At 71.9% G+C, this 10,192-nt stretch carries 10 protein-coding genes; 8 read left to right on the top strand and 2 right to left on the bottom strand.

Translation table 11 applies throughout. The features are described 5' to 3' along the window. Window positions 1-63: 63 nt before the first annotated feature. The 5 genes from ACFWEG_RS26290 (at window position 64) to ACFWEG_RS26270 (ending at window position 6,245) form a co-directional block, all read left to right on the top strand. A complete protein-coding gene (locus tag ACFWEG_RS26290) occupies window positions 64-936 on the top strand; it encodes a siderophore-interacting protein (protein WP_387219849.1) in 873 nt (290 codons plus the stop codon). Window positions 937-1,059: 123 nt separating this feature from the next. Next, window positions 1,060-2,520, top strand: coding sequence for a pyridoxal phosphate-dependent decarboxylase family protein (locus ACFWEG_RS26285; RefSeq protein ID WP_387219847.1), 1,461 nt, complete (start codon window positions 1,060-1,062; stop codon window positions 2,518-2,520). Then, window positions 2,507-3,826 carry a lysine N(6)-hydroxylase/L-ornithine N(5)-oxygenase family protein gene (locus ACFWEG_RS26280; RefSeq protein WP_387219844.1) on the top strand — a complete coding sequence of 440 codons (1,320 nt, stop codon included), beginning with the start codon at window positions 2,507-2,509 and terminating at the stop codon, window positions 3,824-3,826. The genes ACFWEG_RS26285 and ACFWEG_RS26280 overlap by 14 nt, the downstream gene beginning before the upstream one ends. Continuing rightward, entirely contained in the window at window positions 3,823-4,419 is a 597-nt protein-coding gene (locus ACFWEG_RS26275) for a GNAT family N-acetyltransferase (RefSeq protein ID WP_387219842.1), read from the top strand. Before ACFWEG_RS26280 ends, ACFWEG_RS26275 begins: the two co-directional genes overlap by 4 nt. Next, window positions 4,416-6,245: an IucA/IucC family protein gene (locus ACFWEG_RS26270; protein ID WP_387219838.1), complete on the top strand. Its 1,830-nt coding sequence runs from the start codon at window positions 4,416-4,418 to the stop codon at window positions 6,243-6,245. Before ACFWEG_RS26275 ends, ACFWEG_RS26270 begins: the two co-directional genes overlap by 4 nt. Window positions 6,246-6,262: 17 nt before the next feature. Here the strand turns inward: ACFWEG_RS26270 and ACFWEG_RS26265 are convergent, their stop codons facing one another. Together ACFWEG_RS26265 and ACFWEG_RS26260 are read right to left on the bottom strand one after the other, a co-directional pair. Then, window positions 6,263-6,628 carry a family 20 glycosylhydrolase gene (locus ACFWEG_RS26265; protein ID WP_387219836.1) on the bottom strand — a complete coding sequence of 122 codons (366 nt, stop codon included), beginning with the start codon at window positions 6,626-6,628 and terminating at the stop codon, window positions 6,263-6,265. Then, window positions 6,628-6,867: a hypothetical protein gene (locus tag ACFWEG_RS26260; RefSeq protein ID WP_387219833.1), complete on the bottom strand. Its 240-nt coding sequence runs from the start codon at window positions 6,865-6,867 to the stop codon at window positions 6,628-6,630. Before ACFWEG_RS26260 ends, ACFWEG_RS26265 begins: the two co-directional genes overlap by 1 nt. 98 nt (window positions 6,868-6,965) lie before the next feature. On the opposite strand from ACFWEG_RS26260, the gene ACFWEG_RS26255 reads away from it, so the two are divergent. From ACFWEG_RS26255 to glmS, 3 genes are all read left to right on the top strand, one after another. After that, entirely contained in the window at window positions 6,966-7,826 is an 861-nt protein-coding gene (locus ACFWEG_RS26255; RefSeq protein ID WP_387219831.1) for a DUF4429 domain-containing protein, read from the top strand. 122 nt (window positions 7,827-7,948) lie between these two features. Continuing rightward, window positions 7,949-8,206 carry a hypothetical protein gene (locus ACFWEG_RS26250; protein WP_387219829.1) on the top strand — a complete coding sequence of 86 codons (258 nt, stop codon included), beginning with the start codon at window positions 7,949-7,951 and terminating at the stop codon, window positions 8,204-8,206. Between the two features lie 27 nt (window positions 8,207-8,233). Further along, window positions 8,234-10,051, top strand: a complete 1,818-nt coding sequence (glmS, locus tag ACFWEG_RS26245) for a glutamine--fructose-6-phosphate transaminase (isomerizing) (RefSeq protein ID WP_387219827.1) — start codon at window positions 8,234-8,236, stop codon at window positions 10,049-10,051. The last annotated feature ends 141 nt before the right edge of the window (window positions 10,052-10,192 follow it).

Genomic DNA, 10,192 nt, shown 5'->3' with positions numbered 1-10,192 from the left:
GTCGCCGCGGGTGCCACGACCGCGAGCGCACCGCCCCCGCCGCCCCTCCGGAGGATGCTTCGCATGACGACGACGGCCGAGACCGCTCCGTTCCGGTTCTTCGCGCTCGAAGTGGTCAGGACCAGGCGGCTCGGTCCGTCGCTGCTCCGGGTCACCTTCACCGGCCCCGGGATCGACGGCTTCGCCGCCGGCGGCCGGGACCAGAGCCTCACCCTGTTCCTGCCGCACCCGGGCCAGGACGCCCCCGTCGTGCCCGTCCCCGAGGACGGCGACATGTACACCGCGCTCGGCGCGTGGCGCGCGCTGCCGGACGACGTGCGGGCGGTCCTGCGCTCGTACACGGTCCGCGAACACCGCCCGGAGGCGCGGGAGTTCGACATCGACTTCGCGCTGCACGACGACGGCGGCAGCAGCGGACCCGCCTCGCGCTGGGCCACCGCCGCCGCTCCCGGCGACCGCGCGATGGTCCTGGGTCCCGCCGTCGCCGACAACACGGCCGTCCGCTGCCGCCCGCCGGCCGGCTCCGACCACCTGCTGCTGTGGGCCGACGAGACGGCCCTGCCGGCCGCCGCGGCGATCCTGGAGTGGCTGCCGGCGGAGTTCTCCGCCCAGGTGTGGCTCTCGGTCCGGCACGCCGGCGACCGCCAGGAGCTCGCCACGAAGGCGGACGCGACGGTGACCTGGCTGGTCGCCGGCGAGGACGCCCCCGACCCCGTCGAGGCGTTCCGCGCCGCCGAGTTGCCGGACGGCGCCACCCCGTACGCCTGGATCGCCGGCGAGTCCGGGGTGGTCAAGGAGCTGCGGCGGCACCTGGTGCGCGAACGCGGTCTCGACCGCGGCGCGGTGACGTTCGTCGGCTACTGGAAGCGCGGGGTCAGCGAGGACGGCCTGCGCGAGGAGGCCGCCGCCCCCGAGGACGACGACGGGGACGTGTAGAACCGGCCAATTCCCGTTCCCGGAGGGGGCGTGGGTACGCATGAGCCGGAACTTAGGTTAGGCTAACCTAAGTTCTGATCTCGCCCCCACGCCCCCTTTCGCCTGCCTCGGGAGACGACCCCCATGCGCGCACACCTGCTCAATGACGCGACGGCGGAGCGCTACCGCCGCTCCGCCACCGAAGGAGTCGAGCGGGTGGCGGCCAAACTGGCCGCGACCGACCGGCCGTTCACCGGCACCGGCGTCGACGAGCTGTCGCGTGTCGTCGCCGCCATCGACCTCGACCAGCCGCTCGGCGACACCTCCGCCGCGCTCGACGAGCTGGAGGAGGTCTACCTGCGCGACGCGGTCTACTTCCACCACCCGCGCTACGTGGCCCACCTCAACTGCCCCGTCGTCATACCCGCGGTGGTCGCCGAGGCGGTGCTCTCCGCCGTCAACTCCTCGCTCGACACCTGGGACCAGAGCGCCGGCGGCACCCTCATCGAGCGCAAGCTGATCGACTGGACGGCCACCCGCATCGGCTACGGCCCCGGCGGGGACGGGGTGTTCACCTCCGGCGGCTCGCAGTCCAACCTCCAGGCGCTGCTGCTCGCCCGCGAGGAGCAGGCCTCCTCCGACGACCCGCGCCGCGACCTCTCCCGGCTGTGCGTCCTCGCCTCCGAGGTGAGCCACTTCAGCGTGAGGAAGTCCGCGAAGCTGCTCGGCCTCGGCCCCGACGCCGTCGTCTCCGTGCCCGTCGACCGCGACAAGCGCATGCACCTGCCGTCGCTGGCCGCCGCGTTGGAGGCCTGCGTCGCCGAGGGGAACGTGCCGATGGCCGTCGTCGCCACCGCCGGCACCACCGACTTCGGCTCCATCGACCCGCTGCCCGGGATCGCCGCCCTGGCCTCGTCGTTCGGCGCCTGGATGCACGTCGACGCCGCCTACGGCTGCGGGCTGCTCGCCTCCCCCACCCGGCGCCACCTCCTGGACGGCATCGAGCTCGCCGACTCGGTCACCGTCGACTACCACAAGTCCTTCTTCCAGCCCGTCAGTTCCAGCGCGCTCCTGGTCCGCGAGTCCACCACCCTGCGCCACGTGACCTACCACGCGGAGTACCTCAACCCGCGGCGGACGATCGAGGAGCGCATCCCCAACCAGGTCGACAAGTCCCTCCAGACCACCCGCCGCTTCGACGCGCTCAAGCTGTGGATGACGCTGCGCGTGCTGGGCGCCGACGGCGTCGGCGCGCTCTTCGACGAGGTCGTGGACCGGGCCGAGCAGGGCTGGCACCTCCTGGACGCCGACGACCGCTTCGAGGTCGTCGTCCGCCCCCAGCTCTCCACCCTGGTCTTCCGCTACGTGCCCCGCGACCTCGGCGTCGTCGACCCGGCCGCCGTCGACCGCGCCAACCTCTACGCCCGCAAGGCGCTGTTCGCCTCCGGCGAGGCCGTCGTCGCCGGCACCGAGGTCGGCGGCCACCAGTACCTGAAGTTCACCCTGCTCAACCCCGAAACGACCGTCGACGACCTCGCGGCCGTGCTCGACGCCCTGGCCGCGCACGCCACGCAGTACCTGGGAGAGTCCCTTGTCCACGCCTGACACCACCACCGACGCGACGACCGCGAACGACCGCGTCCACGACGTCGTCGGGATCGGCCTCGGCCCCTTCAACCTGGGGCTGGCCTGCCTGACCGAGTCGCTCGCCGAACTCGACTGCCTGTTCCTGGAGTCCAAGCCCGACTTCGAGTGGCACAGCGGGATGTTCCTGGACGGCGCCCACCTCCAGACCCCGTTCATGTCGGACCTGGTGACCCTCGCCGACCCGACCTCCCCGTACTCCTTCCTCAACTACCTGAAGCAGTCGGGGCGGTTGTACTCCTTCTACATCCGCGAGAACTTCTACCCGCTGCGGACCGAGTACAACGACTACTGCCGGTGGGCGGCGGCGCAGCTCAGCTCCGTCCGCTTCGACCAGAGTGTCGAGAACGTCAGTTGGCACGCGGACGACGAGCTGTACACCGTCCGCACGCAGGACGGCGTCCACCGGGCGCGCAAACTCGTCCTCGGCACCGGCACCCCGCCGCACGTCCCGCCGGCCTTGAAGGGCCTGGAAGGGGACTTCGTCCACAACAGCCGCTACATGCAGGCCAAGGCGGAGCTGCAGCGGAAGGAGTCGATCACGATCGTCGGCAGCGGCCAGTCCGCCGCGGAGATCTACCACGACCTGCTGAGCGAGATCGACGTCCACGGCTACCGGCTCAACTGGGTCACCCGCTCGCCGCGGTTCTTCCCGCTGGAGTACACCAAGCTGACCCTGGAGATGACCTCCCCGGAGTACACCGACTACTTCCACGCCCTGCCCGAGGACGTCCGCTACGGCCTGGAGCAGCGGCAGAAGAACCTGTTCAAGGGCATCGACGGCGACCTGATCAACGCCATCTTCGACCTGCTCTACCAGAAGAACACCGCAGGCCCCGTCCCCACCCGGCTGTTCACCAACACCGAGCTGACGACCGCGCGGTACGAGGACGGGCGCTACGTGCTCGGCCTGCACCAGCGCGAGCAGCAGCAGGCCTGGGAGCTCGCCACCGAGGGCCTCGTCCTCGCGACCGGCTACGCCTACCGGGTCCCCGGCTTCCTCGACGAGAGCGTCCGCGAGCGCATCCGCTGGGACGGGCGCGGCCGCTACGACATGGCCCGCAACTACACCGTCGACGTCACCGGCGCCGGGATCTTCGTCCAGAACGCCGGCACCCACACCCACAGCCTGACCTCGCCCGACCTGGGCATGGGCGCCTACCGCAACGCGCACATCATCCGCGACCTGCTCGGCCGGGAGGTCTACCCGGTGGAGAAGTCCATCGCCTTCCAGGAGTTCGCGGCACCCGAAGGAATGATCGTATGAGCACCGCCCGCACCACCGACGACGCCCTGTTCCGCAGGACCGACCCCGCCCTCGGCGACTTCCAGATCCGTCCGCTGGACCCGACCCGCGACGCCGAGCTGCTGCACCGCTGGGTCACCGACCCCAAGGCGACCTTCTGGATGATGGGCGACTCCCGCCTGGAGGACGTCGAGCGCGAGTACATGCGGATCGCCGCCCATCCGCACCACGACGCCTTCCTCGGCCTCCACCGGGGCGTCCCCGCCTTCCTCATGGAGCGCTACGACCCCCGCCACGTCGAGCTGCCGGGCCTCTACGAGCCCGAGCCCGGCGACGTCGGCATGCACTTCCTCACCGCCCCCACCGACGCACCCGTCAGCGGCTTCACCCGCGCGGTGATCACCACCGTGATGGCCGCGCTCTTCGACGACCCGGCCACCGCCCGCGTCGTCGTGGAACCCGACGTCCGCAACACCGCCGTGCACGCGCTCAACGAGGCCGTCGGCTTCGTCCCCGTCCGCGAGATCGACAAGCCGGAGAAGCGGGCGCTGCTCAGCGTGTGCACCCGGGAGCAGTTCACGGCCGCGACGACCGCAGGAGGCACCACCGTATGAGGCAGCACCACATCACCGCGCCCGCCCCCGCCGCCGCGACGGCGACCCCGTCGGCCACGGCCCACCTCGCCCCCGCCCACTGGGCCACGGCCACCCGGCTCCTGGTCCGCAAGGCGATCGCCGAGTTCTCCCACGAGCGCCTCCTCACCCCCACCCCGCTCGGCGCCGGCGACGACCGCTACTCCGTCACCTCGGACGACGGCCGCACCGCGTACCACTTCACCGCCCGGCTGCGCGCGCTCGACCACTGGCAGGTCGACGCGGACTCCGTCACCCGCCACCGCGGCGACGAGGAACTCCCGCTGGACGCACTGGAGTTCATCATCGAGTTCCGCGACGCGGTCGGCCTGAGCGACGCGATCCTGCCGGTCTACCTGGAGGAGATCTCCTCCACGCTGGCCGGCAGCGCGTACAAGCTCGCCAAGCCCGAGGCCGCCGTCTCCTCCCCCGCGCTCGCCCGCGACCTGGACTTCCAGGCCATCGAGTCCGGGATGACCGAGGGCCACCCCTGCTTCGTCGCCAACAACGGCCGGCTCGGCTTCGGCAGCCACGAGTACGCCGCCTACGCGCCCGAGACCGGCAACCCGCTCAAGCTGGTCTGGCTCGCCGCCCGCCGCGACCGGGCCACCTTCACGGCCGGCGTCGGCGTCGCCTACGAGGCGCTGCTGCGCGACGAGCTGGGGCAGGACACCCTCGACCGCTTCGACGCGGTCATGCGCGGGCACGGCCTCGACCTGGCCGGCGACTACCTGCTCATCCCCGTCCACCCCTGGCAGTGGCACAACAAGCTGTCCGTCACCTTCGCCTCCGAGGTCGCCCAGCGGCACCTCGTGCTCCTCGGCGAGGGCGACGACGAGTACCTCGCCCAGCAGTCCATCCGGACCTTCCTCAACGCGAGCGACCCGACGAAGCACTACGTCAAGACGGCGCTCTCCGTCCTCAACATGGGTTTCATGCGCGGACTCTCCGCCGCGTACATGGAGGCCACCCCGGCCATCAACGACTGGCTCGCCCAGCTGGTCGCCGGCGACGACGTCCTGCGCTCCACCGGGCTGAGCATCATCCGCGAGCGCGCGGCCGTCGGCTACCGGCACCCTCAGTACGAGGCCGCCACCGACCGCTACTCCCCCTACCGCAAGATGCTCGCCGCGCTGTGGCGCGAGTCCCCCGTGCCGGCCCTCGCCGACGGCGAGCGGCTCGCCACCATGGCCTCGCTCCTCCACGTCGACCGCGACGGCACCTCCCTCGCCGCGGAGCTCGTCCGGCGCTCCGGCCTCTCCCCCGCGGACTGGCTCGCCGGCTACCTCCGCGCCTACCTCACCCCGCTGCTCCACAGCTTCTACGCCTACGACCTCGTCTACATGCCGCACGGCGAGAACGTCATCCTCGTCCTCTCCGAGTCCGGCGCGGTCGTCCGCGCGATCTACAAGGACATCGCCGAGGAGATCGCCGTCCTCGACCCGCACGCGGTCCTCCCGCCCGCGGTCGAGCGCATCCGCGCGGACGTGCCCGACGACACGAAGCTCCTGTCGATCTTCACCGACGTCTTCGACTGCTTCTTCCGCTTCCTCTCGGCGACGCTCCACGAGTCCGGCGTGGTGTCGGAGTCCGACTTCTGGGCCGCCGTCGCGGACTGCGTCCGCGCCTACCAGGCCTCCGTCCCCCACCTGGCGGACCGCTTCAAGGAGTACGACATCTTCGCCCCCGAGTTCGCCCTCTCCTGCCTCAACCGCCTCCAACTCCGCAACAACCAGCAGATGGTCGACCTCTCCGACCCCTCGGGCGCGCTCCAGCTGGTGGGCACCCTGAAGAACCCGATCGCCTAGCCCCCCGGGGGGCAGGGTCAGGGCAGCCAGTCGACCGTGGGGCTGCGGTGGAAGTCCACGCCGGCCGCGTCGAGGCGGGGTCCGTGGGCCGCGGGTCGGCCCCGGTACTCCGCCCAGACGCGCCCCGCCGGGGACCAGCCCAGCTCCGCCGTCCCGAGCAGCCGGGGGAACGCCATCTGATCGACGTCGGCCATGGAGGTGAGCGTCTCGCTCCAGAGCGGCGCCTCGACACCGAGGACCGCCTCGGGAGCGACTCCGGGAAGAAGGGTCCCCGGGTCCCACCGGTACGCCGTGTCGACCTCGACGAGCCCCGCCCACCGCAGCCCCGACGGGAACGACTCGTCGTACTTCTGATCCAGGTACGCCAGATCCGCCGGCGACATCACGACCTTCGCCCCCGCGGCGACCGCCGCCGCGAGCACCCGGTCAGCTCGTAGCCCGGCCCCCGCTCGCGCAGCGACGTCGGGGCGGGGATCACGGCGACCCGCGGCGCACCGCCCGCGCCGCCGCGCCCGTCCGCGCGGTCGTCGCCGCCTGCCGCCCACAGCGCGCCCGCGGCCCCGCCCGCGGCGAGCGCGAGGACGGCCGACAGGGCGATGATCAGTCTGGTCCGCGCGGTCAAGGCAGGCCCCCTCCGGCCGAGTTGACGCGCCATGCCCACCGCGCCCGCCGACTCCCGGTCACTGCGCGATCCGCCGCCCCTCTGGGACAATCCCCTGCATGGCGGAAATCATCCAGAAGGACGGCACCTGGACGTTCGACGGCCTCGCGGTCCGGATCGTGCCCGGCGGCGACCGGGGCGTCGGCGTGCTGCGGCAGCGGCTCGGCGAGGTCTCCGTCCCGCTGGAGGCGATCGCCGCGGTCTCCTTCGAGCCGGGCCGCAAGTCCGGCCGCCTGCGCCTGCGGCTGCGCGACGGCGCCGACCCGCTGCTCCAGATCACCGGCGACACCCTGGACGGCTCCGGCGACCCGTACCGGCTGACCGTGGGCAACGACCGCGCCGCGGTGGCGGAGTACTTCGTCGACGAGGTGCGCAACGCGCTGCTGCTCGACCAGGTGCCCGCCACCCCCGTCGACCGCTACCTGCTGCCGGGCCCCGCGCTGCCCGTGACCGCCGCGGCCGGGGACGGCACGGCGACGTTCGACGGGGAGCGGATCCATCTGTCGTGGAACTGGAAGACGGAGGAGTCGAAGTCCTCCGGCGGCCCCCGCGAGATCGCGCTCGCCGACGTGGAGAGCGTCGAGTGGCGGCCCTCGATGGGCATGGAGAACGGCTTCCTGCGCTTCCGCGTCGCCAAGGGGGCCTCCCAGGCGCCGCCGAAGTACGACCCGTACGCGATCGAGCTCTGGGGCTTCGGCAAGGACCCGCTGATGGCGCTGGTCGCCGCGGCCGTCGCCGCCCGGATGCCGCACCCGTCCGCCGCCGCCACCAAGCCCCCGGCGGCCCTGGCGAAGGCCCCCGCCGACGACCACGACGCGCTTGTGCGCCGGCTGCGGGAGCTCGGCGAGCTGCACCGCTCCGGCGTGCTGACCGACGACGAGTTCAGCGCGGCCAAGCAGGCCGTCCTCCGACGCCTCTGACCACACCTTCCGCACCCCTTTGCACCCCATTTGCGGCACCGCATGACCCGAATGCGGCGACACCCTGCCCGATAGCGGGCAGAAATGTTGCACGACAGGCCCCCGCAACCCAGTATCGACGGGTGCACGACGAACTTGTTGATCATCTGACCCGCAGCACCACGCTGCGCAAGGGCGAAGCCCTGCGGGTGGTCCAGGACGTGCTCGCCTACTTCGACGAGACGACCGAGGCGTTCGTCCGTCGCCGCCACCGCGAGCTCCAGGGTCAGGGCCTGGTGAACGCGGAGATCTTCGAACGGATCGCGGCGGAACTGCCCTATCGCGCGGTCGCGCCGCCCGAGCTCTCGCTCCGGCAGCTGCGCCGCCTCGTCTACGGCTAGGTCCGACCCAGCAGAAAGCAGAACGACATGTGCGGAATCGTCGGTTACATCGGCAGGCGCGACGTGGCGCCGCTGCTCCTGGAGGGCCTGCAGCGCCTGGAGTACCGGGGCTACGACTCGGCGGGCGTGGTCATCTCCAGCCCGAAGTCGCCCGCCCTGAAGATGGTCAAGGCCAAGGGCCGGGTGCGTGAGCTGGAGGCCCGCGTCCCCAAGCGGTTCGCCGGCACCACCGGCATCGCGCACACCCGCTGGGCCACCCACGGCGCCCCGAGCGACGAGAACGCCCACCCGCACCTGTCGTCCGACGACAAGGTCGCCGTCGTCCACAACGGCATCATCGACAACGCCACCGAGCTGCGCGCCAAGCTGGAGGCCGAGGGCGTCGTCTTCCTGTCCGAGACCGACACCGAGGTCCTCACCCACCTCGTCGCCCGCGAGCCGTCCGAGACGCTGGAGGACAAGGTCCGCGGCGTCCTGAAGAACATCGAGGGCACCTACGGCATCGCCGTGATGCACGCGGACTTCCCCGACCGCATCGTCGTCGCCCGCAACGGCTCGCCCGTCGTCCTCGGCATCGGCGAGAAGGAGATGTTCGTCGCCTCCGACGTCGCCGCCCTGGTCGCGCACACCCGTCAGGTCGTCACCCTCGACGACGGCGAGATGGCCACCATCAAGGCCGACGACTTCCGCACGTACACCACCGCCGGCACCCTCACCTCCGCCACGCCCACCACGGTGGAGTGGGAGGCCGAGTCGTACGACATGGGCGGCCACGACACGTACATGCACAAGGAGATCAGCGAGCAGGCCGAGGCGGTGGACCGCGTGCTGCGCGGCCGCATCGACGACCGCTTCTCCACCGTGCACCTCGGCGGCCTGAACCTCGACGCCCGCGAGGCGCGCGGGGTCCGCCGGATCAAGATCCTCGGCTGCGGCACCAGCTACCACGCCGGCCAGATCGGCGCCCAGCTCATCGAGGAGCTCGCCCGCATCCCCGCGGACGCCGAGCCCGCCTCGGAGTTCCGCTACCGCAACCCGGTCGTCGACCCCGACTGCCTCTACGTCGCGGTGTCGCAGTCCGGCGAGACCTACGACGTGCTCGCCGCCGTGCAGGAGCTGAAGCGCAAGGGCGCGCGGGTCCTCGGCGTCGTCAACGTGGTCGGCTCCGCCATCGCGCGCGAGACCGACGGCGGGGTGTACGTGCACGCCGGCCCCGAGGTGTGCGTCGTCTCGACCAAGTGCTTCACCAACACGGTGGTGTCGTTCGCGCTGCTCGCCCTGCACCTCGGCCGCATCCGCGACCTGTCGGTGACCGACGGCAAGCGGATCATCGACGGCCTGCGCAAGCTGCCCGGCCAGATCGACGAGATCCTGAAGACCGAGCCCGAGATCAAGCAGCTGGCCAAGAGCTACGCCGACGCCCGCTCGATGATGTTCATCGGCCGGGTCCGCGGCTACCCCGTCGCCCGCGAGGCCTCCCTGAAGCTCAAGGAGGTCTCCTACATCCACGCCGAGGCGTACCCCGCCTCCGAGCTGAAGCACGGCCCGCTCGCGCTGATCGAGCCGGCGATGCCGACGGTCGCGATCGTCCCCGACGACGACCTGCTGGAGAAGAACCGCGCGGCGATGGAGGAGATCAAGGCCCGCAGCGGCCGCATCCTCGCGGTCGCGCACCAGGAGCAGGAGAAGGCCGACCACACCATCGTCGTGCCGAAGAACGAGGACGAGCTGGACCCGATCCTGATGGGCATCCCGCTCCAGCTGCTCGCCTACCACACCGCCCTCGCCCTCGGCCGGGACATCGACAAGCCGCGCAACCTGGCGAAGTCCGTCACCGTCGAGTAGCCGCGGCCGAAGGGGCGCGCGGGGACGACGGCCGGCGTCCAGGGGTCGCGGGGCGCCGGCACCGGGGGCGCGGTTCGCGCACGGGCCGCGACCGGCTGCCGCCTCGTGCGTCGCCGACCGCGCCCCGCCCGGACATGGGGC

The sequence above is a fragment of the Streptomyces sp. NPDC060194 genome, from assembly GCF_042728285.1.
Lineage (GTDB): Bacteria > Actinomycetota > Actinomycetes > Streptomycetales > Streptomycetaceae > Streptomyces.
The sequence above is the reverse complement of the archived record's forward strand: the minus strand, read 5'-3'. Positions and strand labels throughout refer to the sequence as shown.

Excerpts from the sequence above, each read along its gene's own strand:
- glmS (WP_387219827.1), top strand. The coding sequence starts at position 8,234 with ATGTGCGGAATCGTCGGTTACATCGGCAGGCGCGACGTGGCGCCGCTG.
- ACFWEG_RS26270 (WP_387219838.1), top strand. The coding sequence starts at position 4,416 with ATGAGGCAGCACCACATCACCGCGCCCGCCCCCGCCGCCGCGACGGCG.
- ACFWEG_RS26255 (WP_387219831.1), top strand. The coding sequence starts at position 6,966 with ATGGCGGAAATCATCCAGAAGGACGGCACCTGGACGTTCGACGGCCTC.
- ACFWEG_RS26290 (WP_387219849.1), top strand. The coding sequence starts at position 64 with ATGACGACGACGGCCGAGACCGCTCCGTTCCGGTTCTTCGCGCTCGAA.
- ACFWEG_RS26275 (WP_387219842.1), top strand. The coding sequence starts at position 3,823 with ATGAGCACCGCCCGCACCACCGACGACGCCCTGTTCCGCAGGACCGAC.
- ACFWEG_RS26285 (WP_387219847.1), top strand. The coding sequence starts at position 1,060 with ATGCGCGCACACCTGCTCAATGACGCGACGGCGGAGCGCTACCGCCGC.
- ACFWEG_RS26265 (WP_387219836.1), bottom strand. The coding sequence starts at position 6,628 with ATGTCGCCGGCGGATCTGGCGTACCTGGATCAGAAGTACGACGAGTCG.